General features: G+C 62.9%; 22 protein-coding genes and 2 pseudogenes. 16 read left to right on the top strand and 8 right to left on the bottom strand.

What is annotated here, in order from left to right; all coding sequences use genetic code 11:
• The first annotated feature begins 64 nt into the window (after positions 1-64).
• The 3 genes from acuR to ACVOMM_RS06770 all read left to right on the top strand — a co-directional run bounded on the left by acuR (position 65) and on the right by ACVOMM_RS06770 (position 3042).
• The gene (acuR, locus tag ACVOMM_RS06760; RefSeq protein ID WP_065182260.1) at positions 65-703 is read left to right on the top strand and encodes an acrylate utilization transcriptional regulator AcuR; all 639 of its coding nucleotides are present in this window, start codon (positions 65-67) and stop codon (positions 701-703) included.
• Positions 704-781: 78 nt separating this feature from the next.
• Positions 782-1768 carry an acrylyl-CoA reductase (NADPH) gene (acuI, locus tag ACVOMM_RS06765; RefSeq protein ID WP_065175658.1) on the top strand — a complete coding sequence of 329 codons (987 nt, stop codon included), beginning with the start codon at positions 782-784 and terminating at the stop codon, positions 1766-1768.
• A 176-nt stretch (positions 1769-1944) separates the two neighbouring features.
• Positions 1945-3042 carry a hypothetical protein gene (locus ACVOMM_RS06770; protein ID WP_481526031.1) on the top strand — a complete coding sequence of 366 codons (1098 nt, stop codon included), beginning with the start codon at positions 1945-1947 and terminating at the stop codon, positions 3040-3042.
• A 99-nt stretch (positions 3043-3141) separates the two neighbouring features.
• On the opposite strand, the gene ACVOMM_RS06775 is transcribed toward ACVOMM_RS06770, so the two are convergent.
• The 5 genes from ACVOMM_RS06775 to ACVOMM_RS06795 all read right to left on the bottom strand — a co-directional run bounded on the left by ACVOMM_RS06775 (position 3142) and on the right by ACVOMM_RS06795 (position 7397).
• Positions 3142-3540, bottom strand: a complete 399-nt coding sequence (locus tag ACVOMM_RS06775) for a hypothetical protein (protein ID WP_481526032.1) — start codon at positions 3538-3540, stop codon at positions 3142-3144.
• Positions 3521-3685 (bottom strand): hypothetical protein, encoded by a 165-nt coding sequence (locus ACVOMM_RS06780; protein WP_481526033.1) that lies wholly within the window; start codon positions 3683-3685, stop codon positions 3521-3523. The genes ACVOMM_RS06775 and ACVOMM_RS06780 overlap by 20 nt, the downstream gene beginning before the upstream one ends.
• A gap of 75 nt (positions 3686-3760) precedes the next feature.
• Entirely contained in the window at positions 3761-3916 is a 156-nt protein-coding gene (locus tag ACVOMM_RS06785) for a hypothetical protein (RefSeq protein WP_481526034.1), read from the bottom strand.
• A 119-nt stretch (positions 3917-4035) separates the two neighbouring features.
• Positions 4036-6342: a TonB-dependent siderophore receptor gene (locus ACVOMM_RS06790; RefSeq protein ID WP_481526035.1), complete on the bottom strand. Its 2307-nt coding sequence runs from the start codon at positions 6340-6342 to the stop codon at positions 4036-4038.
• 203 nt (positions 6343-6545) lie between these two features.
• Complete coding sequence (locus ACVOMM_RS06795) at positions 6546-7397, bottom strand: AraC family transcriptional regulator (RefSeq protein ID WP_111187015.1); 852 nt, start codon at positions 7395-7397, stop codon at positions 6546-6548.
• 199 nt (positions 7398-7596) lie between these two features.
• Between ACVOMM_RS06795 and ACVOMM_RS06800 the strand changes: the two genes are divergently transcribed.
• The 12 genes and pseudogenes from ACVOMM_RS06800 (at position 7597) to ACVOMM_RS06855 (ending at position 20961) form a co-directional block, all read left to right on the top strand.
• Positions 7597-8793 carry a GAF domain-containing sensor histidine kinase gene (locus ACVOMM_RS06800; protein WP_481526036.1) on the top strand — a complete coding sequence of 399 codons (1197 nt, stop codon included), beginning with the start codon at positions 7597-7599 and terminating at the stop codon, positions 8791-8793.
• A gap of 305 nt (positions 8794-9098) precedes the next feature.
• The gene (locus tag ACVOMM_RS06805) at positions 9099-9428 is read left to right on the top strand and encodes a hypothetical protein (RefSeq protein WP_253118483.1); all 330 of its coding nucleotides are present in this window, start codon (positions 9099-9101) and stop codon (positions 9426-9428) included.
• Between the two features lie 427 nt (positions 9429-9855).
• On the top strand, positions 9856-10071 hold the full coding sequence (locus ACVOMM_RS06810) for a hypothetical protein (protein WP_193395781.1): 216 nt from the start codon (positions 9856-9858) through the stop codon (positions 10069-10071).
• Positions 10072-10661: 590 nt separating this feature from the next.
• On the top strand, positions 10662-10961 hold the full coding sequence (locus ACVOMM_RS06815; protein WP_227255271.1) for a hypothetical protein: 300 nt from the start codon (positions 10662-10664) through the stop codon (positions 10959-10961).
• Positions 10962-12535: 1574 nt separating this feature from the next.
• Positions 12536-13183 carry an aldehyde dehydrogenase iron-sulfur subunit PaoA gene (gene paoA / locus ACVOMM_RS06820; RefSeq protein ID WP_481526037.1) on the top strand — a complete coding sequence of 216 codons (648 nt, stop codon included), beginning with the start codon at positions 12536-12538 and terminating at the stop codon, positions 13181-13183.
• A complete protein-coding gene (locus tag ACVOMM_RS06825) occupies positions 13180-14130 on the top strand; it encodes an FAD binding domain-containing protein (RefSeq protein WP_065182254.1) in 951 nt (316 codons plus the stop codon). The genes paoA and ACVOMM_RS06825 overlap by 4 nt, the downstream gene beginning before the upstream one ends.
• Positions 14130-16334, top strand: coding sequence for an aldehyde oxidoreductase molybdenum-binding subunit PaoC (gene paoC, locus ACVOMM_RS06830; protein WP_460255716.1), 2205 nt, complete (start codon positions 14130-14132; stop codon positions 16332-16334). The genes ACVOMM_RS06825 and paoC overlap by 1 nt, the downstream gene beginning before the upstream one ends.
• A gap of 8 nt (positions 16335-16342) precedes the next feature.
• Entirely contained in the window at positions 16343-17404 is a 1062-nt protein-coding gene (locus ACVOMM_RS06835) for an XdhC family protein (RefSeq protein WP_253118480.1), read from the top strand.
• A complete protein-coding gene (locus ACVOMM_RS06840) occupies positions 17380-18003 on the top strand; it encodes a nucleotidyltransferase family protein (RefSeq protein WP_481526038.1) in 624 nt (207 codons plus the stop codon). Before ACVOMM_RS06835 ends, ACVOMM_RS06840 begins: the two co-directional genes overlap by 25 nt.
• A gap of 16 nt (positions 18004-18019) precedes the next feature.
• Positions 18020-18341 (top strand): annotated as a pseudogene (locus ACVOMM_RS06845) (hypothetical protein); the annotation flags it as partial.
• Positions 18342-18402: 61 nt separating this feature from the next.
• Positions 18403-19134 (top strand): hypothetical protein, encoded by a 732-nt coding sequence (locus ACVOMM_RS06850; protein WP_481526039.1) that lies wholly within the window; start codon positions 18403-18405, stop codon positions 19132-19134.
• A gap of 540 nt (positions 19135-19674) precedes the next feature.
• Positions 19675-20961, top strand: a complete 1287-nt coding sequence (locus tag ACVOMM_RS06855; RefSeq protein WP_481526040.1) for a hypothetical protein — start codon at positions 19675-19677, stop codon at positions 20959-20961.
• 445 nt (positions 20962-21406) lie between these two features.
• Here the strand turns inward: ACVOMM_RS06855 and ACVOMM_RS06860 are convergent, their stop codons facing one another.
• On the bottom strand, positions 21407-21778 hold the full coding sequence (locus tag ACVOMM_RS06860) for a DUF3653 domain-containing protein (RefSeq protein ID WP_481526041.1): 372 nt from the start codon (positions 21776-21778) through the stop codon (positions 21407-21409).
• Between the two features lie 207 nt (positions 21779-21985).
• Here ACVOMM_RS06860 and ACVOMM_RS06865 point away from each other — a divergent pair.
• Positions 21986-22078 (top strand): annotated as a pseudogene (locus ACVOMM_RS06865) (DUF3653 domain-containing protein); the annotation flags it as partial.
• 34 nt (positions 22079-22112) lie between these two features.
• Here the strand turns inward: ACVOMM_RS06865 and ACVOMM_RS06870 are convergent.
• Positions 22113-22517, bottom strand: coding sequence for a hypothetical protein (locus tag ACVOMM_RS06870; protein ID WP_263178308.1), 405 nt, complete (start codon positions 22515-22517; stop codon positions 22113-22115).
• A 111-nt stretch (positions 22518-22628) separates the two neighbouring features.
• Positions 22629-23612, bottom strand: coding sequence for a LacI family DNA-binding transcriptional regulator (locus ACVOMM_RS06875; RefSeq protein WP_481526042.1), 984 nt, complete (start codon positions 23610-23612; stop codon positions 22629-22631).
• Positions 23613-23707 lie beyond the last annotated feature (95 nt).

Here is a 23707-nt window from a genome sequence, read left to right on the forward strand (position 1 = left end):
CAACTCTGGAGGGTTCAGACCTGCCCGTTTGAATTTAGAAGACGGTCGGTCTAAAGTGTGCGGCATGACTCCTGCTGTCACTACGACTACACGCCGCCGGGGGCGCCCGCCGAGGGCGGATCGCGGCTTTGATGACACCCGGCGCGAGCTGGTGCGCACTGGGATCGCGTTGTTGACGGAGCGAAGCTTCTCTGCAACGGGCATCGACGCAATCGTCAGGCAGCTGGGCGTCCCCAAGGGCTCGTTCTACCACTACTTCGACAGCAAAGAGGCCTACGGCTTGGCTGTGCTCGAGGCCTACGACGAGTATTTCTGCCGCAAGCTCGACCGGCATCTGCTGGACGAAGAACGCGATCCGCTTGAGCGGATCCTGGGATTCGTCGCCGACGCGTGCAATGGCCTGGAACGATTCGACTTCCGGCGAGGCTGCCTGGTCGGCAACCTTGGCCAGGAGATCTCGACATTGCCGCAGGCCTACCGTGCCCGATTGATCGAGGTGTTCAACGGATGGGAATCCCGGCTGGCCGCGTGCCTTGAACTGGCCCGGGGGCGCGCTGAGCTCTCGTCCGATGCGCGCTGCTCCGAGATCGCCACCGCCTTCTGGATCGGATGGGAGGGAGCTGTCCAACGAGCACGGCTTGAGCGCAGCGCTGCGCCGCTCACGATCTTCGCCAATGCGTTCCTGGCGGGCTTGCCCCGCTGAGTCCATGTTCCTTTGCCGGCTTGTAGCCGATCAGTCTAAATCACGCAGCAACCTTGCCGCTGCCTCAGGAGGAAGGCCATGTTCAACGCCGTATACATAGACAAGACGGGAAACGAATTGCAGGTCGACGTCAGGCAGGTGCCTGAATCGGCCCTGCCGGAGGGCGACGTCACCGTCCAGGTTTCGCACAGCACACTGAACTACAAGGACGCGATGGCAATCACCGGCCAGGGCGGTGCGGTGGTGCGGTCCTTTCCGATGGTGCCCGGCATCGACCTGGCCGGCACTGTGCTCGAGTCGGCGGACCGGCGCTATCAACCGGGCGACCAGGTGGTTCTCAATGGCTGGGGCGTGGGTGAGCGGCACTGGGGAGGGCTTTCGCAGCTGGCACGCGTCAACGCCGACTGGCTGATCCCGCTTCCAAAGGGCATGCAACCCGAGCAGGCCATGGCTATCGGAACGGCCGGCTATACCGCCATGCTGAGTCTGATCGCGCTGGAGCGCCATGGCCTTTCTCCGGATGCCGGTGAAGTGCTGGTTACCGGAGCGAGCGGAGGCGTAGGCAGCTTCGCTGTGACATTGCTGGCCGATCGTGGCTACAACGTCGTGGCGTCCACCGGACGGCTGGACGAGACCGACTACCTGAAGTCCCTGGGTGCCAGCGAGGTTATTGATCGCAATGTGCTGTCCCAGCCAGGCAAGCCACTTCAGCGGGAGCGGTGGAGTGCCGCCATTGACTCGGTGGGCAGCCACACACTTGCAAATGTGTGTGCCGCCATCAAGGAAGATGGCGCCGTGGCCGCGTGCGGGCTGGCTCAGGGCATGGACTTTCCTGCCACGGTGGCGCCCTTCATCCTGCGCGGCGTGAGCCTGCTGGGAATCAACAGCGTCACGCGGCCCACCGCAGAGCGGCTCGTGGCGTGGGAACGGCTTGCCAAGGACCTGGATATGGCCAAGCTCGACGCCATCTCCCAGCACATCGGCCTGGGAGAGGTTGTAGCCACTGCCGAAGCCCTGATGGCAGGACGCATCCGCGGACGCGTCGTGGTCAACGTCAATCGTTGACGTGAGGATCGTTGCCGCTGCCTGATGATGGCGTGGCGCCGCTGGCCGGGGGCTCTGTCATTTCCTGAAGGCGCGGGCCTGCACCGCGCCGACCATCGACCAACGCCTTCTTCACTGCCCGCGACATTACACTTGCGCGCTTTCACATGCGGAACAGGGAGGCAAGTAGCCCCATCGTGAGAGCCATTTCCTCTATTGCCGCTGCCGTGCTCGTCAGCGCTTCGCTGACAGCGGAGGCATCGGAACGCGATCGAAACGGCGGCGCTTACTTCGAGCCGGGCGGCGCGGCAAGGTTCAATTACGGCTGGCTCGACTACGGCGCGACCAGCCGCCTCCAGCTTGAACTGCTGCGTGCAGACCTCGACGCTGGGACCGGGCCGTTTTCCTTCTCTGCCCAGTACCGCTGGTACGATGGTTTCAACGCTGTGCATCACGCCTACGCGGGCTGGCAGTTCTCAGACGATACGCAGCTGAAAGCGGGCGTGCAGCAGGTGCCGTTCGGGCTGCTTCCCACCGCTTCGCAGAGCTTCTGGTTCGGCTCCGGCTACTACCTGGGCATCGAGGATGATTACGATCCGGGCCTTGTAGTGATTCACCGCAGCGGCAGCACAACCTGGCATCTGGGCTGGTTCTCCGGAGACGAATACGGATCCGGCGCTCGCTACGATCGCTACTCCTTCGATGTCGCGCAGACCGAGGCGTTGCCGTATCGCGAGCGGCAACGGCTGCATGCACGCGTGGAGAGTGCGCGCGACTGGGCTGGCGGGGACCTGTTGCTGGGCGCATCCGCGTTCGCCGGCAAAGTGCAGAACACACAGACACGACGCCATTACGGTCACCAGGGTGCAGCTCTGCATGCACAGTGGACGCGCGATGGCTGGACCGCGCAGTTGCAGTGGGCGCGGTACCGGTATGACGTGCCCGGAGATCGCATCGCAATTTCGGCGTTCCAATCCCCCTTCCAGGTTGCAGCGCAGGCGGATGTGCCAAGCGCCAACATCGCCTATTCGTTCGGCCAGAAGGGCTGGCTGGATGACATCACCTGCTATAACAACCTCAGCATGACCCGCCCGGTCGGGCACCGCGCGGGCCTACGCAACTCGTGGCAGAACGTGACCGGTTGCAGCCTGCAGAAGGGCGTCATGCTCACCTATGTCGATTGGATCGCCGGCCGCAACATGTGGTTTGCCGGCGGCGACGGCATCGGCATCAGCGAGGGAGGCCCTTCGCGCTGGCATTCTCGGTTGAATCTGAACCTCGGTTTCTACTTCTGATCGGCCTCGCGCGCTCAGCAGGACCTTCCATTGAAGAACTCGGAGGCATGCTGTCAGGAGCGCTGAGGCGCCGCAGGTACAGCGCCCAACGAAGGCGGCTCAGGGCGTCTCGTTTGATTGAGACAGCAGATTCCTCGCCACTTCTATTGCCTTCTCGCGTGAGGTGACAATGTGGAGAGGGTAGCCCCAGAACTTGGAAAAGGGTACCGAGAACGTCTTGTAGGCGACGCGCTTGGCCGGATTGGGCTCGACCAGGACCATCGCCAGAACCAGCCTGCGAAGCTCGGCCTTGTGCTGCTTCATCCACAGCCCCATGCGCTTCTTTTCCGCTGGCGAGTGGTCATGCTCCTCCGATGGCGCCGTATCAGTGAGAAGTACGAAGGGCTCCCCCCGGCGCAGATTTTCCTCGAACGCGTCGAAGTCATCCTGATGTTCGTGTTCGGGGCCTTGCGCGAGGTCCATCCAGACCAGGGGAAAATCACTGCTGTTCATCGACATGGGCGGCTTCCTTGAGTTTGATGTGTCGCCAGGTGGTCGCTGCAGCGAACAGGCCCGGCAGCGTGATGAAGAAGATTGCGGAAAAGGTGACGTGCCAACCGTCCCTGAAGCCGTCGAAGACGCCGCCGAGCGTATTCAGCAGCACAAGTGCGCTCCCCAGTATCAGCGCAATCCAACAGGATCTTCGGGTATTTGACAGTGCGAGAAGCACTGTCACTATTCAGCACCCGTAATAGGCGGGAAACGCCCAGAGCGCATCGTTATCAAACGTGATCGCCGGTGCCGCTCCTTTGGCCCTGGCGAAGTCGTTGACGTAGAAGAACAGCTGGAAGGTGACAAAGAGAATGGCGCCAGCGGCAGTTGTCAGCCACAGCAATGCAACTCTGTCTGGAACACTTCCGGGCCGGGGTGGGGTGGTGGGCGAGGAGGGCTGAGTGGGCATGGCGGATTGTTCTCTGATGAGCCTCTATGGATCTTGTCGGGTACAGTGATGAATCAGTATCTGTAGTCCAGCGTCACCATCACATTGCGCGGCGCGCCATAGCCGACGGTGTCGAAATCTCCCTTCTGAAGCGCGTACTTCCTGTCCAGGACGTTGTTGACGTTGATAGCCACACTGGATTTGTCCGTGATGGAGTAGCGACCCATTACCGAGAGAAGTGCATAGGATCCCTGTTCTCCACCCATGGAACTGGTTCCTGTGTTGGGCGCGTTGTAGAAGCGGCTTTGCCATTTGAAGCCGCCGCCCAGCGTCAAGCGGTCCCATTGGCCCGGCAACCGATAGGTCGTGAAAAGCTGCGCTGTGGTGCGGGGCAACTGCGTGTTCAAGCGCTCGTGGGCACCGTCCTTCGCAGTGAAGTGCGCGACACCCGCGTAGACGTTCCATCCACGGGACAGCTCTCCCTGAAGATCCAGCTCGATACCGCGAGACCTGGTCCCGTCGGCGCCGCGGTAAGCCTGCGCTCCGCTGGGTGTGGAGGTGCCGGCGACCGATTGCGCGGCGTTGTCCAGTTCGGTGTGGAAGAGGGCAATCGATGCAGTCAAGCGCCCGTCAAGAAGCCCTGCCTTCAGCCCGATTTCGCTTGTTCTGCCTTTTGAAGGGGTCAGCACGTTACCGTTGCTGTCCCGATATTCGGTCTGTGGGTTGAACACTCCTGTGTGGCTGGCGTAGACCGAGTACGTCGCGTTGATGTCGTAGATCAGGCCGGCGTACGGGGTGAACTCGCCACTTTTTCTGTAGTGCACCGGTGCTCCACCGGCCGCATCGTCGATTTCATAGGTACTGAGGCGCCCCCCGACGATCAGCTTCAGTGGTCCAGCCAGCGAGAGTCGTGCCGCGCTGTAGACGCCACCTTGCTTGATTCGGGTTCGCGTCGGCGTTGTGGACATCGCATCGAAGTCAGGCCTGCGGAATGAGGGGCTCAACTCATACACGTTCACCGGCCAGATGCCTGCATAGAAGGGGGCGACATCCACCTGATATGCGTTGCGCCGCGAGCGGGTGGCGCCGACGACCAGGTCGTGCTGTCGGCCAAACAGCTGGAAGGGGCCGCCGGCCATGACGTCGAACGTGTTCTGGCGACTGCGCCCCTCGGACGCCAGCGCTACCGGATAGGCCCCGTTGGGGAACACGCCCAGGCCTGTGGCACGATCAGGTCGGCCGATCAGGCCAAGGAGCTCGGCGGCATGCTCGGTCCGATATTGATTCGCGGTGGCCTGGAACTTCCAGCCGTTTCCGAAGAGATGCTCGATTTCGGCGAAGGCCGTCTTGAGGGTGTTGTCCCAATAGCTCCAGTCCTGCGCGTAGTTCCTGGAGCGCGGATACTCCGCTTGCGTACCATCGCTGAACCAAAGTGGCAGGCCTCCCCAGGTCGATCCCTTCGGCGTGATGTCCTGGTATTCGTACCCCAGGCGGAAGGTCGTGTCGGCGGTCAGATCGGCCTCGATGACGCCGTACAGTGACTTCCTCTGCGGCCTGTAACCATCAAGGTAGCTATGTCCGTCCTGGTATGTCCCCACCAGTCGCGACCGGATCCGACCGTCCGCGGTCAGCGGTGTGGAGATGTCGCCGACGCCCCGATAGGTCTCCCAGCTGCCGGCCCCCAGCGAAGCGCTCGCCGAGAAATCACGTGTCGGTCGTTTGCGGACAAGATTGATCGCGGCTGAAGGGTTGCCGGTACCTGTCAGCAGGCCCGATGCACCACGCACGACTTCCACGCGGTCGTAGAAGGCTGTATCAACAGCGCCGATGCCACTTCCATTGACGGTGCTGCCGACCACCGTGGGTATGCCGTTGTACTGGATGTTATTGATCAGGAAGCCTCGCGCATAGAAGCTGGTACGCTCACTGTCCGACTGGTACGTGGCGATTCCGGAAGTGCTCTCCAGTACTGCCTGCACCGAGTCCAGGTGCTGGTCATCCATGCGCTGACGCGTCAGTACAGTCAGTGCCTGCGGCGTCTGCTTGAGCGACAGCGGCATGCGCGTGGCGGCAGAGGACTCCCGCGTCGTATAGGATCCTGTGCCCTCTGTGGCCGCCTTGTCCTTGTGAGCCAGCACTGTAACCGTGGGTAACGCGGTCTCTTCCGGCGCTGTCCTTTCGTCCGCGCGATCCGACGGAACGGATTCGCCTGCAAATACGGTCGGCGCGCCCAGCAGGGCCCATGCAACTGCCACGGCCAGGCCAGCGTATCGGGCGTCCCTCGGGCGCCCGCGCCTGTACTCCAGAGCAGAATTCCCATCCGCACCTGCAAGCACGTTGATCGGGTAATGGGGAGCATCGGCGCTCTGCTGGCCAGTCATAAATAATAGTCATTCGCGTTTGGGCGCCACATTTAACAACGAAATCCAGTGGAACACTGGCGAACCCAGGCCAGACTATTGTTCAGTCAGGCCAGGTCGGCAGGCGGCAGGCGGCAGGCGAGAGTCGGCTGCAACGAAGGAGCGGGGTCGAACCGGGCCGGAGGTGGAGCAGGCCAGGGGGGGGCGGGAGCTGGCCAGCCCGTTCAGCCCGGCAGATGGCCGGGCAAGGTGATTGTGGGCGGCGCGATCTGCGGCGCCAGCATGGAGCGTTCTGAAAGGTAGCGCCCAGGTGGCTTTCCCATCGCCTTGCGAAACATGGTTACAAAGCCGCTTGCACTGCCGTACCCCAGATCCAGTGCGATCGTTTGAACGCTTTCACCTTGGGCCAGACGTTGGAGCGCAAGGATGACGTGCAGCTGCCGGCGCCAACGCCCAAAGCCCATGCCGATCTCGTCCTGCAGGAGGCGGCTCATGCTGCGCTCGCTCATGCCGACGCGGCTCGCCCATACGCCCTTCGGGGTCTTGTCGGTCGGGTCGACCAGCAGGCACTCGGCCAGGCGACGGAGTCTTGCATCGCGCGGCATCGGCAGATGCAGATCTTCAACCGGGGCCTCTGCCAGCTGGTCGAGCAATGTGGCAATGAGGCGCTCCTCCTTGCCTCCAGCTGCATACTGCTCAGGAAAATCAGCCGCCTTCAACAGCAGTTCGCGCAGCAATGGCGAAACCGCAACGGTACAGCAGAACGTTGGGAGGTCCGGTGCGGCCTCCGGCTCGACAAACAGGCAGTAGCATTCTGTGTGTCCCGCTCCCCTTGCCGAGTGGGGAAGGTCGCCCGGTATCCAGACTGCGCACTGCGGAGGAACGATCCAGACGCCATCTTCCACCTCGCAGGTCAAGACGCCGCGAACCGAATAGATCAGCTGTGCCTTGCGGTGCTGGTGGCGCTCATTTTCCCAGTCCCGCGCCACCGAAGCGGCAGTAACGGCTACAACTGCCTGGTGAAGGCTGTCGACGCTCGCGTGCGCTGCGAAATCAGTGGTGGATACTCTGGACATGATGAAGGGGTCGATAGGCGGACGGCGATCTGCCGCCCGATTAGGGATTGCGGCCATTCACTTGTCAATGAAGCAGGCGCGTCCTCGCGGCTGCGCGCTCATCGCCCGTTTGCCCGCTTTGGACGCCCCCTTCTGAACGGAGCCGGCTTGCGATGGCGGTTTCATGGGATGATGCATCACTGTGCCCGCCTGCCAACATATGCATACGCTGACTGATCCCCACCTTCTCAATGACGTCGCTGAGATCGGTCGTATCGAGGCAGTGCCGCGCATCCTCGAAACCGTAGCCCATATCACGGGCTCGAGATTCACGGCGATTGCCAGGGTTACAGAGACGACCTGGACGGCCTGCGCCACCCTGGACACGCTCGGGTTCGGGCTTGTTCCAGGCGGGCAGCTGGTCCTGGAAACCACCATCTGTGACGAGATCAGGCAGTCATCAAACTCCGTGGTTTTCGCACGCGCCAGCACCCACCCGCTGTACTCCAAGCACCACACGCCTCGGATCTACGGGCTTGAGAGTTACGCGTCGGTTCCGATTCATCGGCCGGACGGCAGTTTCTTCGGCACCCTGTGCGCCATTGATTCTTCGCCGGGCAACTTCGATGAAGCCCATGTCCGACGGTCCATGGAGCTGCTTGCCGAGCTCGTCGGCAACTATCTGGACAAGGAGGACCGCCTACAGGAAGCGGAGACGGCGCTTTCGGACGCGCAGCGGGATTCCGACTTGCGCGATCAGTTCATCGCGGTACTGGGCCATGATCTTCGCAGCCCCCTCCAGGCAATCAGCGTAGCAGCAGATGCACTTGAGGATGAGGCGACGTCCGCGCGTCAGCAGCAGATGCTTGCGCACATCGCATCTGGCGTGACCCGGATGGATGGGCTCATAAACGATGTACTTGATTTTGCCAGGGGCCGATTGGGTGGAGGCATCCCGATCTCGCTCCGGGAAAGCGATACGCTGCAAGCTGACCTTGAGCGAGTTGCAGCGGAAGTGGCGATCGCCACCGGTCGCGAGGACATCGATGTGCAGATGCGGATCGAGGGCAGCGTGGTCTGCGATCCCGGCAGACTGTCGCAGCTGCTGGCCAACCTGCTGACGAACGCAGTGCAGCATGGCGAGCGGTCGCTTCCTGTCACGCTGAGGGTGCACGCTGCATCCAATCGCCTCACGCTGGATGTGCACAACGCAGGTTGCATTGCGCCCGACAGGCTCAGCACCATTTTCAACCCGTTCTCGCGTGAGAAGGGCGAGCTTCCCAGGCCAGGTCTTGGTCTGGGCATCTACATCGCATCGGAGATTGCCAAGTCTCATGGCGGGATACTCGATGTGGTGTCAAGTGAAAGTGCCGGAACAGTGTTCACGTTCCGGATGCCACGCGCGGATGTTGCCTGAGCGCCGGGGCTGGCCCTGCTTGACGACGCGGCATGCACTATCCAGGAGGTAGGCCGCGGTGGACTTTCGCTCAAGCAAGCCGTGGTAGCTCACGTCGTAGCACTTCGTGCGCTGCGCGAGGGCGAATGCAGACCGTCAGGCACCCGTTGGCCGGACAATGCTCTGCCAACGGAAGCTCTCGCGCATCCAGCGTGGATCGTGCCTCCTTGCTGGGGTTGGTCGGAAAGTTCCTTCTCGAACGCTTGATTGTAGATCTGTGTACCGTGGGCAATACTGAGATTGCCCCTGAGCGAGAGGACAGATCGTTGAGCGCCTCCATGCTTCCAAGAATCATAGGTTTCGACGTGCCACGGCTACAGGAGCATGTCGACTCATCTACCGACGAGGCCATCATTGCATTGCTGGACCTTGCCCCCGGTGCTCGCTGGATTGAACTGTTCCTGATGAAGTGTGAGGCGCTGGCGACTCAGCTTTCGCTTGCGCAAGTCCGGGTTGAAGGCTCGAAGATCTACTTCTACGGTTCGATCAGCGACTCTCGGGCGCTTGCAGATGCTGTCATGTCCATCGTCCACGTGCTGAATGATCAGCTGATGCGGGAAGGGAATGATGCAGCTGGGCAGGAGGGGCGTTGCTAAGGGCAGGAGAGTCGTGACCAGCATAGGGTCGCGATCTCCGCTGCGCCGGGGTGCCCGCGGAGACTGGATCGAGCCGCAAGCCTGACTTGGAGGGCGCCCAGCCATGCCTCGCGCATTCCGTGCGGATCTCTGATGTAGATGTCACACGCGAGCCGGATGACGGGGTCAACTTCATGGCGAAAGCTGACAGCAGGCAGGGCGCCAGAGTTGAATGCCAACCCCCAATGGGTGAGCTCACGCTCGACGTCAACGAAATCCTTGCTCCTCGTGCGTTCCATGGTTTGCTCCTGTTGGACATGCACTGTACACCCTTCAGGACAGCGGCCTGTTCATGGCGCTTGTTCATACTCGATCCAATCGGGCACGGCTGCGTAACGCGCTGAAGCCCACTGTGGGGTCGCAGCAGATGGCTGCATCGGAGCAAGACATGAACAACACTTCCCAGAACCAGAATGATGGCCGCAACTCGAGTGTCGAGAAGAAGCCCGGCCAGCAGGGCCACGCGGACGGCAAGGATCTCGGCGGTGAGGATCTGGCCGGACAGCAAGGGCAGCAACAGCAGCAGCCAAGCGAAACAGAGACTGGACAGCCAAGCCCTGGCCAGAACCCAAAGGCGGGTGTTGATCGCGACAGCCAGCGTTGATGCCCCAGAGGTGGCCGCGCCCAGCGCGGCTGCTTCGGCATCGACAGGAAGGCTGGAATGTCGTCTCACAATCAGGCTGTGGCCTTGATGTCTCAGATCATGTGCCAATCGCGCCCGGTCAGCACGACGACGATGGCTCAGTGCCGGGCTTGCCATGGCGAGAGTCCTGGTGGAATGGAGTGTGCGCGGTGTTTGACTGAAGAGTTGGGAAGAGTGATTGCCAATCGAGGCGCTGCTCTTTGCTGGCTTGAGTCGTTCCTGAAAGTTCAGCGAGACGAGGCACGCGTGTTCATCTGTGCAAAGAGAGTCGATGCGTCAGCCTTGGAGTAGTCGCATTCGGACCTGACATTGCGCAAGCGTATGCTCGATAAATCCAGGAGCAACGCTATGAACTTCCCGATATGCATCTACGACCGAACGGGTACAGGGCTCCGCCTTCCTGCCGGGTGGTGGATTGACCTTCAGTCCGATCTCCCCGCTCTGGTGAGAGGTGGTGAGCGCATAGATCTGCCACGCTCATCGAGAGATGACCGCCCTCGCCTGGATCCTGAAGTTCTCAGCGATCTGTCGAGGCGGATCCGGGGCTCGCAATGGCTAGAGTAGATCGAGCCCAACCGCCAGGCGTGCGCTGGTTGTTCTTCCGTCTTCGGAACGGACAGTCGATCAGCCCCGCCAGGCTGATGTCTGTCTGGTGCGAAGCCAGTGAATCGACTGAGTGCGCAGTACGCCGCGAGATCATTGACGGTGCTGGCTACGTGTATGCCCTTTATGCGCCCAATGGGCTGCGCTCACCTCGTCGCGTGGAACTGCGCATGAGGGCGCTTCTGGAAGAGGCGGGATTCGCCTTTACGATGGGAAGTTTGGCCGGGAGACATCCAGCCGACGGCTGAAGCGCGCCGTTTCCGGGACTGGAGGATCACTCTCCCGGTGGGCTCGCCGCCGCTCTGAGATCATGGCGTAGGGCCAGCCCAGCCGGCCGAAAGACTTTGCGTACGCTGCACGCGGCGCGGTGTCGATGCCTCCGGGCCCAAACGTGGTCATGCGCAATGACGGAACATCCTGCGAAATCAGGCAGCAGCTGAATCCACGCCTCGGGTAGCTGCCCGCGCGCGATCGGCAGCAACAGCCTTGCGCCCTACACGCGATCACTTTCAGGCAGCCGCGACAGACCTCAGTGGAGCCTTCGCGGCGGCGGAGGCAATCCAGCCCTTCGGGCATGTCCATCACTCGCTTCTAGTCCTCGATATCGAATGGATCATCTGCTTGGAGCGCGCCAGGAGTTGTTGACGACGGCACTGCTCGAGCCAGTGGTGCCAGATCTCCATTTCGTCCATCAGACCTGTGGCCCCGCATGCAGGGCAGGTGAGGGTGGTTCCCTTCTGATCTGTTTCAAAGCCTGCGCCCCTGGTCATTGACGACCTCAGCCCACAGCTTCTACAGGTTGAACGCACCTGATCCAGTCGGATGATTGCGCCATTGAGCGCAAGCTGGGGCAGGATCGAATGGACCCTGAAGGCGTTGGGAGGGTGCATGGTCGTGCCATTTGGGGGGCTGGACACGGGAGCAAAGGATTGTGCACCGGAGAAGAGCCGCGAGATTGCAGTGTCCGCTCTTTGATGTGAGATCCCCTTCACGTCAATCGTCTCCGGCTGGCGGTCGAGGTGGATAGCCAGGAAGGATGCCCGAACGGGGCACATCCCCTGGGGGCAAAGCCGTTGCCAGCCCACGGCAGCAATGTGGTGCTGGCCCCTGGCGGTGCCACCCAGTTTTTGCTTCGCATCTGCGAAGTGCCGCTGCAGGTCAGTTTCCGCGCATGCGATAGAGCAGCTGTCTGCCGAACTGGGCCTGACGGTGGAGTTTCCGAGTGATCGTGTTCGTTGCAGAGATCTGGCGGAAAGCTGAGGCACTGATTCATCGAACCGTAGCTCTACCGCAGCGCCACGATCATGGCCAAACTAGAGCCTTCCCGGTTCAAGCCGGCAGCCGCAGACATTTCCTCCACTGCAAGGACGAATGCTGAAACTTCCGCCCTACGCATGGCCGATGCAGTCCATTCCGCATCTCGACTATCCACAGCAGGTTGGCGCGTTAAGACTCGGATGCATCAGATCCGAGCGTCGAGGCGACTCCACGTTTTAATCCTTGTTTGAGCTCAACCCAGCTGCGGCGGGTGTTGACGGGCATGAACGAACCTCCAATTGCGATTCAGTATCGCCTCGTGGCATCCGCTGATGGGGCAGATCAGTGGCGCAGATCAGTGTCTGTGGCGCACGCTTGCCAGAGACGGCGTTGAAGATGACCGGCCAGTACGCTCGGCCGTTGATGCCGGCATGCCTCCGACCGGTTTCACAAATCTATACCCCGCAGACGGGCATAGTGCCCTCTGAGTAGTGTGAGCGCGTCCATCCAGCCACGGGGTTTCCCCGAACGCCAGGAGGTCACTGTGCCAAGTTGGGATGAAGGAATGAAGTTGACGCGTCGCCAGGTGATCGCCGGCGGCGCCACGACCATGGCGATGTCCGCCGCACCAGGGGCGTCATCGCTCGCCGCCGAACTGGCGGCATCCCCGCCGCCCAGGCCGCCGGTCATCAGCACGGTGGCCTTGACCGTCAACGGCGCGCGCCGGGAGCTTGAGCTCGACACGCGGACCACGCTGCTCGATGCCCTGCGCGAACATCTGGAGCTGACCGGGACCAAAAAGGGCTGCGACCACGGTCAATGCGGTGCCTGTACCGTGCTGGTCAACGGTGAGCGCATCAATGCCTGCCTCAGCCTGGCGGTGCAGCACCAGGGCGATGCCATCACCACCATCGAAGGCCTCGGAACCCCCGATGACCTGCATCCGATGCAGGCCGCCTTCATCAAGCATGACGGTTACCAGTGCGGGTATTGCACGCCGGGGCAGATCTGTTCGGCGGTGGCGGTACTGGACGAGATCAAGCGGGGTGTCCCCAGCCATGTACAGGCGGACGTCAGCGCACTGCCGCGGGCCACCAGCATGGAAATGCGCGAACGCATGAGTGGCAACCTCTGCCGATGCGGCGCCTATTCCAACATTGCCGAGGCAATGCAAGAGGTCGCTGGCGTGACCTCTGCAGGGAGGCGCTCATGAGGGCCTTCAGTTACGAACGCGCGAAATCCCCGGCCGAGGCCGCCAAAGCCGTGGCCGGTACCGAGGGCGCGAAGTTCCTGGCCGGAGGGACCAACCTGCTCGACCTGATGAAGCTGGAGGTCGAGACGCCAACGCACCTGGTCGACGTGCAGGACATCGGCCTGGACAGGATCGAACCCACCGACGAGGGCGGCCTGCGCATCGGCACGCTGGTCACCAATACCGCACTGGCCTCGCATGAGCGCGTGCGCCGCGACTACGCGGTGTTGACCCGCGCGATCGTGGCAGGCGCCTCCGGGCAGCTGCGCAACAAAGCCACCACCGGCGGAAATCTGCTGCAGCGCACGCGCTGCCCGTATTTCTACGACCCCCATCTGCCCTGCAACAAGCGCCTGCCCGGATCAGGCTGCGGCGCGCTCGAAGGGTTCTCCCGCCAGATGGGCGTGATCGGCACCTCGGATAGCTGCATCGCGACCTATCCGGGCGACATGGCGGTGGCCCTGCGGGTGCTGGACGCCTCGATCCAGACCGTCAGGGGTGACGGTAGTACTCGCAGCATCCCGATCGCCGATTTCCATCGTTCCCCCGACGACAGGCCGCAGCAGGACAACGTGCTGCAGCGCGGTGAGCTGATCACCCACGTCACGCTGCCGGAACCCTTGGGCGGTCGGCACGTTTACCACAAGGTACGTGACCGCGCGTCCTATGCGTTCGCACTGGTGTCGGTCGCCGCGGTCGTGCAGCAAGACGGCTCGGCGCGGTTCGCCTTCGGTGGAGTTGCGCCGAAGCCGTGGCGCATCGAGGCAGCCGAACCCCTGCTGCGCGACGGCGTAAAGGCCGCGGCCCGGCAGGTGTTCGCCGGCGCCCGTCCGACGCGGGAGAACGCGTTCAAGATCGCTCTCGCCGAGCGCACCCTCGCAGCCGTGCTGGTGGAAGGAGAGCACTGATGCCCCTTGAATTCAACGCCCCCGCCGGTGACAACCTGTTCGACAAGGCTAAGGTCGTCGGCAAGTCGACGCCGCGCATCGACGGCCCACGCAAGACCACCGGCACCGCCCCCTATGCGTATGAGCGCCATGACGTGGCACCGAACCAGGCCTACGGCTATATCGTCGGCGCGGGCATCGGCAAGGGGCGCATCATTTCGATGGATGCCTCCCGCGCACGCGCCGCCCCGGGCGTGCTGGCGGTCATCACCGCACCGGAGACCAAGCCGGTCGGCAAATCGAACTGGAACAATGCACCGCTGTTCGGCGGCCCCGACGTGGCCCACTACCACCAGGCCATCGCCTGCGTGGTAGCAGAGACCTTCGAGCAGGCCCGCGCCGCCGCGGCATTGATCCGCACCCGCTATGAGCGCGGCAAGGGCCGTTTTGATTTTCCCGCACTGGCGCCGTCCGCGCCGCTGGCAAAGGGGCGCGATGGCAAGCCCGACCGGCAGGCGCTGGGCGATTTCGACACCGCCTACGCGAGCGCCGCGGTCAAACTCGACGAGACCTACCACACCTCCGACGAAAGTCATTCGATGATGGAGCCGCACGCCACCATCGCCGCCTGGGAGGGCGACACGCTCACGCTCTGGACGGCGAACCAGATGATCGACTGGGCCAAGCAGGGCATGGCGGCGATCCTCGGCATCGATCCTGCCAAGGTGCGCGTGGACTCGCCCTATATCGGCGGCGGCTTCGGCGGCAAGCTGTTCATCCGTGCCGACGCGGTGCTGGCCGCGTTGGCGGCCAAGCAGGTCGGGCGACCGGTGAAGATCGCGCTGCAACGGCCTTTGATGGCCAACAACACCACCCACCGGCACGCAACCATTCAACGCGTCCGGATCGGTTGCGCGGAAGACGGCAGGATCTCCGCCATCGCCCATGAGAACTGGTCGGGCAACATCAACGGCGAGGACGGCGAGAACGGCACCCTGCAGACGCCCAAGCTCTACGCGGGCGCCAACCGTCTGGTGGCCAACTACATCGCCACGCTCGACATGCCCGAAGGCAATGCAATGCGCGCGCCGGGCGAAGCGCCAGGCCACATGGCGCTGGAAGTGGCGATGGACGAAATGGCCGAGAAGCTGGGACTCGACCCGATCGCGTTCCGCATCCTCAACGAGCCGGAGGTCGTACCCGGCGACCCGTCCAAGAAGTTCTCCGACCGCAACCTGGTGCGCTGCCTGCGCGAAGGCGCCAAGCGCTTCAACTGGAACAAGCGCAATGCCAGGCCGGCGCAGGTGAGGGAAGGGCACTGGCTGGTCGGCATGGGCGTGTCCGCGGGCTATCGCGGCGCACCGACGATGAAGTCGGCGGCGCGGGTGCGGCTCGACGGCCAAGGCGGCGTGATCGTGGAAACCGACATGACCGACATCGGCACGGGCTCCTACACGATCATCGCGCAGACGGCAGCCGAGACCATGGGCGTGCCGCTGGACCGGGTACAGGTGACCCTCGGCGACTCTCGTCATCCCGCCTCCGCCGGTTCCGGCGGCCAGTGGGGCGCGGCAAGCTCCACCGCAGGCGTGTACGCGGCGTGCGTCAGCCTGCGCCGCAAGGTGGGCGAGAAACTGGGCTTCGACGGCGACACCGCAAACTTCGCCAATGGCAGCATCCAGGCGGGTGGGCGGACCATCAAGCTGGCGGAGGCGGGGACACTGTCGGCGGAGGACGGCATTGCCTTCGGCGACTTCAAACAAGGCTACGACGTCGGCACCTACGCAGGGCATTTCTGCGAGGTCGCCGTGCATGCCTACACTGGAGAGACGCGCATTCGCCGCATGCTTGCCGTATGCGATGGCGGCCGGATCCTCAATCCGCTGTCCGCACGCAGCCAGGTCATCGGCGGGATGGTGATGGGCGCGGGTGCGACCCTCATGGAGGAACTGGTGGTCGACAAGCGGCTTGGCTTGTTCATCAACCACGACCTGGCCGGCTACGAGGTTCCCGTGCACGCCGATATTCCGTACCAGGAAGTGGTCTTCCTCGATACGCTGGACCCGGTGATCTCGCCGATGAAGGCCAAGGGCGTGGGTGAACTGGGCATCTGTGGGGTCGGCGCCGCGATCGCCAATGCGGTCTACAACGCAACCGGTGTGCGCGTACGCAGCTATCCCATCACCCTGGACAAGCTGTTGCCCGGCTTGCCCGACGTAGGCTGACGTTGCGCATGGACCGATCCGTAGCCTCACCCGCGCCGGAAGCTTCAGCGGCAGGTGGAGGGGAGCCCGGCGATCTTGCCGAGGACCTGTCCGCAGCGCCGGGTTTCCTCACCGAAGGCAGCCCGCGCGGCGTACTCGAGACGGCCTTGACGCGTGTGCGCGCGGGGGAGCACGCCGTGCTCGCGCTGGTGCTGGAAACCGATGGCTCCACCTACGCCGGTGCCGGCGACATGGTGCTGTTCTGCAACGGCAGCCAGGTCGGCTGGCTCAGCGGCGGATGCCTGGAGCCCGAGCTCGCGCGACGCGCGGAGCAGGTGAGCGCGGCAGGGCAGGTCGACTGGATCGAGATCGACACCCGCAGTGACGACGACCTGCTGAGTGGGTCCGCGCTCGGCTGCCGCGGCCGGCTTCGGATTGCGCTTCTGCCATTGCGTGCCATGACCGGCATCGACGTTGTCATCGAGGCATGGCTGCGCGAGGGTGTGCCACTACAGCGCGAGCTTCGCGCATCGGGGCAGATCGTTTTCCGCGCGGGCCATCGCGAGCGGACGTGGCAGCTGCATCCAATGGACGGTATGCAGCCCTTTGGTGAGGGTGCGTGGTGTTTGACGCTGCCCCGGCTTCCGCGGGCCCTGATCCTGGGGGGCGGTCCTGAAACGCCCTTCCTGGTTCCGTTGCTGCGTGGCCTGGGGTGGCGGATCAGCGTGGCCGAACGGCGAGCGCGCTGGGCCTCAGCGGGGCAGGGCGCGGATGCACAGTTGCAGACCAGCCCGGCCGAGGCCCTCCATGGCGACCCGTGCGACGCGGTACTGGTGATGCATCACGATTTCGAACTTGACCGGGAGGCGCTGGTGGCCCTGGCGGATACCAAAGTCGCGTTCATTGGACTGCTGGGTCCGCAGCGAAGGCGCGAGGACCTATTCAAACTGCTGACACCGGATCAGCGCCACCGCCTGTCCCCGAGACTTCGATCACCGGTTGGCCTGAAAATCGGCGGCCGAGGGCCAGAGGCGATTTCGCTCAGCATCGCCGCGCAGCTGCAGCAATGGCGAAGCGCGCACGGCAGGTGACCGACCCGCATGCGGTCGTCGTGCTTGCTGCCGGCGGGAGCACCCGACTTGGCCAGCCCAAGCAGCTTCTAACCCGGCAGGGCGAGACCCTGGTACATCGCGTGGTCCGATTGGCGCTGGAGCTCGCGCCAGTGCAGGTGCTGGTCGTAGTTGGCGCGAATGCACAGGCAGTGACATCCAGCATTGCCGGGCTGGATGCCACCCCGGTAACCAACCACCACTGGGAACGCGGCCTGGCGAGCAGTCTGCAGGTCGCCGGCGCACACCTGCTGCCGACGGTGAGCGCGGTGATGGTCGTGGCATGCGACCAGCCCGCAATCGAGCACGCCCATCTGCAGGCACTGCTTTCGGGTGCCCGCACCGCGTCATCAGCGTGCGCGGGCACGCGTCACGGGAGTGCGCTTGGCGTTCCCGCGGTAGTACCGCGCGCCTGGTTCAGCCCTGTGGGTGCAGTCGGTGACCGCGGCTTCGGAGCGCGCCTGCGGCAACTTCCTGCCGATATGGTGCGTGTCCTACAAGCACCGGAACTGGGCCTCGATATCGACACGCCAGAGGATCTTGCGCGTGCGCGCGATGCGGGCTGGATCGATACTGAGTGAGTCGCACGTGGGTTCGGCCCCGTTTGAAATCGCGGCCGAGGCCAATGTGCCCAGTGCCAACGTTGCCTATTCCTTTGGCCCGCGCGCCTGGCTGGACGACCTGACCTGCTACAACAACCTCAGCATGACCCGCCCGGTGGGGCACAGCGGCGGGGTGCGCGACTCCTGGCAGAACGTCACCGGCTGCAGCCTGCAGAAGGGGCGGGATGCTCACCCATGTCGCCTGGATTGCCGGCCGCAACATGTGGTTTGCCGGCGGTGATGGCATCGGCATCAACAATGGCGGCCCGTCGCGCTGGCATTCGCGGCTGAACCTCAATATCGGGTTCTATTTCTGAAAGGTGCTACGCGTCGGCTACGATGCTACGGTCGGCATCGTAGCCGGTGGCAGGGGACGCAATGGATATGCAGGCAGGGGGCGAACTCGATTCGCCGGCAAAGACCGATTCGCAGGAACTGACCTTCCACTGGCTCTACCAGCGGGTCCAGGGGCTGGCTGAGCACAGCATCTATCCGAAGGCGGGCAGGGTGGAAACGTGGGCGTTTCGCATTGGCTTGGCCGCCGCAATCGTTGGCATTCTCTGTGGCCAGCTGCCTGATCGGTGGCTACCTGTGAGTGTGGTGCTGCAAGTGGTTGTTGCGTGCCTGGCCATCGAGATCGGCGGCTTCATCGTTGGAGTTGCCCTGGCCGCCTGTAGAGGAATTCACCAGTTCAGCCAGCCACGGCTCTCGCACGCCAAGGAGATGGACGGCGACTTCGCGCACTGGCAAACGGTGGTTACCGAGCTTCGCAGCTTCCCCCGCATCGAGCGTGAGCGACGCCTTCGCTATGTCAGCACGCTGCGCACCAACATGATCGAGCGCATGGGCATGATGTATGGCGGCCTGCAGCGGCTCGGGCCGTTTCCACTTCTGATCGCGCTCTATCTGCAATTCCGCGAATGGAAATGGGGTGACTGGGCGAGCGCGTTCGACGTCAGCCTGGTCGGCGCATTGTTGATCTTCGCCATGGTGCTGCTGTACCTCCTGGGCTGGATGCTGATCAGCCTCCGCACCCGCCTGGATACTTACGTCGCCCTGCTCGAGGGCTCCACCCACGAGCCCGAGCCCCCGCAACCAGCGCCACAGTAGAGCCGAGCCATGCTCGGCTACGGCATGCCACATCGCACCCCATCAGGTATCTCACCAGCCAGCAGCTGCAGCACCCGGTCCATCAGAACAGGCTTCGGCACGCCCGCCAGAACCTGGTCCAGATAGTCCACGGGCTGCAACTGCCCTTGAAGCAGCGCACGCAACGGCAGAACGGCGGGCGCCCGCCATTGAAGCTGCCTTTTCGGAAGGGGCATCCTGCTTGGCGATCAACTGCGTAAACGCGGCTGCCGCGATGTTTCGCTTGTGCGTAGAGCTGTCCACAGTCGAACTTGTGCCTTCGCCTGATCAGGGCGGGCCCAGTCCGAAAGTTGCGCGGGAAGCGAGTGGAAGCGGCGGCGCGGTCACTGTCCAGGCGGTAAGTAGTGGAGGCACTATCGTCCGCGTAGGTGAGCACCCCATGGGCACGCTCCCAGAATCCAAACCCTATCCGCCAAGCTTCTAGCTCTAACGCGAGCAGATAGCGGAAGTTTCAGCGAGAGGGGTAAACTCCGGCCATCTGGATGGATTGTGCAGGGGGCCATGCCAATTGCCATTGATCCGCGCCTAGCGGCGCGACTTGTAGAGCGTTTAGCCACTGAGCTGGACCAAGCAACTGTCTTTGGCAACGTCCTTGTCATGACTTCATCAATGCCAGGCCTCGGCAGCATTGATCGAAGCTTGCCAAGCAAGGGCGCTTTGGCTGAAGAGTTGAGCCTATACATCGGCGATCAGCCATTTTCCACATTCATTTCTGGCGAAATCCACCGGCTTTTCAGAGGGGACACCTTTGATATTAATGTCGGCGAGATACCGCTTTCTTCCTTTGATGAGACCAAAGACACGAGGCAAGTGGCGACGGAGCTTGTTAGGCAATTTTGCTCACTGCCCTGGAGCTATGAGGTTTGCCTTCGCCTGCCAGATGGCCTTTACCACCTTTTGGTGGCCCATCCCGGGGGGATCACGCTCTCCGATCGCCATCGACTGGTACTTGGGGCAGATCTTGAGGATCCGTACCCCAAACCAACCAACCTCCTTTCTCTCTCGGCACTGGCAAGTCCAACGCTGCTGAACGCGTTCTCCGGGACACATAAGAGGTCGCTCTGGGATAGAGACGCCGTATACCTCGTCGTTAAGGTCGATGGCTATTTCAGGCTGTCCGCGACTGAGCCCATTCTTTCTGCACGCGATGACATATTTGCCTTTCTTGGCCTAGGAATTGCCCTTGGGCTCCTCTCGGCTAGCGCCGCGCACACCCTCGGTGAGGCCCCTAAATCTACTCAGTTGATCGTGTATCGACAGTCTCCCGAAGATGTAGCAGGATCGGGCTTCTTTGCTCCGGAAGATCATCAACAGAAGGGCATCCAAAGCCTGGACCTAGTGGGGGACCTTGGTCGGCAGCCCAGTGCCATCCGAGAAAAATTGGATCGCATCAGCCTGATTCTTCGATCAAAAGAGGGCAAGAACATCAAGCTTTCTGCGCGCTGGCTTTTTGACAGCTACTGCGGCCGTGACAAGCTGCTCAGCTACGTGCAGGCAACGGTGGCCTTGGAGATCCTGCTCGGAGATGAGGATGCGGATGCAAATGTCGGCTTGGGCACCCTTATCGCCAATCGATGCGCCTACCTTATCGCGACCTCGCCAGAGGGACGAGCCAACATAGTTGGTGCTTTTCGCGACATATACCGTATCCGCTCAAAGATTGTTCATCGCGGGAAGAGTCGCCTAAACTCAGACGAGAGTAGTCTTTTTCACTACCTTCAGCAGTTAGTGAAGCTTGTAATTGACAAGGAGCAGCGACTCATGGAACGGGAGGCCAGCAAAGAATGAAGCGCTGGATTTCAGCAGGCATTCTGGTGCTGGCATACAGCGGGCCTGGACAGGCTCAACAAGTCAGCAAATGCGTCACTAAGACCGGCGTTGAGTATCGATCCGGGCCATGCGTTGACGGTGTTGCCGCTAGGACTTGGTCCGCAGAGATAGCCGCAAGATCCCCGCAGGTAGTCGCTAATGAGCGCCGGCTCGATCAGATTCGGCAGGAATCCGCAGCTAAGAGCCAGCGAGCGGTATCCGCGCATACTTCGCGCGGTACTGCGATCCAGTTTTCCCAGTATAAGAATCCCGATCGCTGCGCCTGGGCGAAAGCCCAACGGGCCGCGGCGTTTGAAGCAGCAGGCCACAGGCGCACCTTTGCGCTCAGCCGTCAAATGGATGACCTTGTGTACGAGTCGTGCAAGTAGTCGGGGTGTAGGGCGGCGCCCCCTACGGAAGCGCCTCACACGCGCTGGCTGGGTCTCGGCCCACGGCTCAGGTAGACCACATTGGACGTCTCGGCGTCGGAGCCGGGGGCACGCACGCCCAACCGCCGTTCCCGGCGAATTCTGAGCGCCTCGGCAAGGCAGATCACGCTGGATTTCGTCGTGGAAGGCGCATTTGGGCTTGGCACCGATAAAGTAGCCATCTGGGCTCGGGCCTCAGCCATCATTTGCCGCCATTCCCGCGCTATGTTGCAGGTCAGGGACCACCAGGTCATGTCGCAAGGTTCAAGCTGGTGACCTTCTGGGGTGAACATGTACCCACCTTGGAAACCGAAACCGGCCCAAGGGCCGGTCAGGTCAATTCTGTCGTGCGGATCCATCTCGATCATGCTGCAAGCTCGTCCTTGTCGGGGGAGCCAGCAGGCAGGGAAGAGCCAAGCCAGAGCCTGAGCCATTGCCAAGCGGAGCCCACAAACCGGATCAGCCCAGACATGGCATTTCGCATAATGTATATTATGTTCACTCCGCTCCAGCAAGGGTGTCCCAGCACACCTCTTACCGCGTCCCGGCTTCTACTCTTACATCGAGCCAGATTGATGCGTGATCGGAATCTCCCCGATGCTTGGGCCGGCTTCTCGTTCAAGGGCGGCCGACTGGTCACGCCTGAGGGTCGTCAACTGCTCCCTGAGGACTTGGCATGTGTCCGTGCAGGTTCAGCATCTGCTACTCACGACAGCGCAGCCACTCGCCCTTGGCGTTGCGCAGCTGCTCCCAGCCGTTGCTCAATCGCCGCATTGCGGTTCCACCCATGCAGGCAGCGCCCAACTGCTTTGCCTCCGCGCTGCCGTAAGCCGGCATGCGCACAATCTCGCTCGACGGTGTTGGTATGCCTTGGCGACGCGCCTCACCTTGGATCAACGCCCGCTCAATGTCCGTGCAGTAGCGGCGCACGCGCGGATCGATGTGCTGCTGGCATCTGAGTGGTTCAGCGCCGAGATTGTTCGGCTTTGCCGGCGACGGCGTATGCCTGGGCAGCGGCTGCGGACCCGTCGCGGAGCGAATAGCCTGCGCGTGCGACGCCGTTGCCAGCAGCAAAAGCGCCACAACCAGGCCTGATCGAATGTCCATTTCGCCCTCCATGTCCGTCAGCAAGGCATCCCATTACACATCGTGCGTGACGCGTCACGATAATGCGGAGCGGACTACAAGGCAGTTCCGCAGGCCCCGGGCGTCCGGAAACTATCGCAAAGCGGTTGATCCCCGGACCACGCAGCGACCGGTCATCACCAGCCGGCGCACCGGCATGTCCGGGGCGCGCAGGCGCTCCAGCAGCAGCGACATCGCGGCCCGCCCCATCTCTTCCACCGGTTGCTCGACGACGGTGATGCCCGGTTCAACCAGCTCGGTCCAGCGCTCGTTGTCGAACCCCGCCAGCGCCAGCGCGCCTGGAATCGCCAGTCCTGCGCTGCGTGCCGCTTTCAGTGCTCCCATCAGCAGCAGGCTGTTGCTGGTAACCAGCGCCTCGGGCCTCGAAGGCCCAGCCAGCCACTGTCCGGCGGTGCTGATGGCGGCCTCGGCCGTGGGTTCGACTTCCCGGTAGTCCGGTTCCAGCCCATGCCTGCGCATGGCCGCAAGATAGCCATCACGACGTTCGGCCGCAGTGGTACTGGTACTGCCGAACAGGCCGCCGATGCGCCGATAGCCGCGTTCAACCAGATGCTCGACCAGGCCGGCCATGGCCGCCGGATTGTCCAGCACCACGCTGTCGATCGCCCCGCCCGGCGCGGCGCGGTCCACCAGTACCGTCGGATAGTCCAGCGCGAGCCGTTCCAGCCGCCCCACCGTGGTTCGGGTCGGCGCGAAGATCAGCCCGCTGATGCGCTCCTCGTGCATCAACTGCAGGTACAGTGCCTCGCGCTCGGGGTCCTCGTCGGTGTTGCACAGGGTGACGCGCAGGCCCTCGCGATAGGCGACCTCCTCCACCGCGCGGATCAGCGCGGTAAAGAAGGGGTTGCGGATATCCGCCACGACCAGCCCGATGATGCCGGTATGCCGGGAGCGCAGGCGCCTGGCCTGCAGGTTCGGGCGATAGCCGGTCTGGCGGATGGCGGCCTCGACCCGGCTGCGCACCTCTCCACTGACCGGGCCGCCACCCAGCACGCGCGACACCGTGGATTTGGAGACGCCCGCCACGCGCGCCACGTCGTTGATGCTGATGCTCATTGGATTGGAAACGTTCCCGGTCAACTGTGCTGGCCGCAGCTCGACGGCCGTTCAGGACAATGCTAACGCCAAAGTACTATTGGATTTTTGTGCAG

Source organism: Stenotrophomonas sp. STEN009, from assembly GCF_056760395.1.

What these genes read in the sequence shown, in the direction of transcription:
- ACVOMM_RS06840 (WP_481526038.1), top strand. Translation starts at nt 17,380, where the DNA reads ATGGCGAAGCGCGCACGGCAGGTGACCGACCCGCATGCGGTCGTCGTG.
- ACVOMM_RS06835 (WP_253118480.1), top strand. Translation starts at nt 16,343, where the DNA reads ATGGACCGATCCGTAGCCTCACCCGCGCCGGAAGCTTCAGCGGCAGGT.
- ACVOMM_RS06860 (WP_481526041.1), bottom strand. Translation starts at nt 21,778, where the DNA reads ATGATCGAGATGGATCCGCACGACAGAATTGACCTGACCGGCCCTTGG.
- paoA (WP_481526037.1), top strand. Translation starts at nt 12,536, where the DNA reads ATGAAGTTGACGCGTCGCCAGGTGATCGCCGGCGGCGCCACGACCATG.
- acuI (WP_065175658.1), top strand. Translation starts at nt 782, where the DNA reads ATGTTCAACGCCGTATACATAGACAAGACGGGAAACGAATTGCAGGTC.
- ACVOMM_RS06815 (WP_227255271.1), top strand. Translation starts at nt 10,662, where the DNA reads ATGGCTAGAGTAGATCGAGCCCAACCGCCAGGCGTGCGCTGGTTGTTC.
- ACVOMM_RS06775 (WP_481526032.1), bottom strand. Translation starts at nt 3,540, where the DNA reads ATGTCGATGAACAGCAGTGATTTTCCCCTGGTCTGGATGGACCTCGCG.
- ACVOMM_RS06825 (WP_065182254.1), top strand. Translation starts at nt 13,180, where the DNA reads ATGAGGGCCTTCAGTTACGAACGCGCGAAATCCCCGGCCGAGGCCGCC.
- acuR (WP_065182260.1), top strand. Translation starts at nt 65, where the DNA reads ATGACTCCTGCTGTCACTACGACTACACGCCGCCGGGGGCGCCCGCCG.
- ACVOMM_RS06795 (WP_111187015.1), bottom strand. Translation starts at nt 7,397, where the DNA reads ATGTCCAGAGTATCCACCACTGATTTCGCAGCGCACGCGAGCGTCGAC.
- ACVOMM_RS06800 (WP_481526036.1), top strand. Translation starts at nt 7,597, where the DNA reads ATGCATACGCTGACTGATCCCCACCTTCTCAATGACGTCGCTGAGATC.
- ACVOMM_RS06875 (WP_481526042.1), bottom strand. Translation starts at nt 23,612, where the DNA reads ATGAGCATCAGCATCAACGACGTGGCGCGCGTGGCGGGCGTCTCCAAA.
- ACVOMM_RS06790 (WP_481526035.1), bottom strand. Translation starts at nt 6,342, where the DNA reads ATGACTGGCCAGCAGAGCGCCGATGCTCCCCATTACCCGATCAACGTG.
- ACVOMM_RS06855 (WP_481526040.1), top strand. Translation starts at nt 19,675, where the DNA reads ATGCCAATTGCCATTGATCCGCGCCTAGCGGCGCGACTTGTAGAGCGT.
- ACVOMM_RS06870 (WP_263178308.1), bottom strand. Translation starts at nt 22,517, where the DNA reads ATGGACATTCGATCAGGCCTGGTTGTGGCGCTTTTGCTGCTGGCAACG.
- ACVOMM_RS06850 (WP_481526039.1), top strand. Translation starts at nt 18,403, where the DNA reads ATGGATATGCAGGCAGGGGGCGAACTCGATTCGCCGGCAAAGACCGAT.
- paoC (WP_460255716.1), top strand. Translation starts at nt 14,130, where the DNA reads ATGCCCCTTGAATTCAACGCCCCCGCCGGTGACAACCTGTTCGACAAG.
- ACVOMM_RS06810 (WP_193395781.1), top strand. Translation starts at nt 9,856, where the DNA reads ATGAACAACACTTCCCAGAACCAGAATGATGGCCGCAACTCGAGTGTC.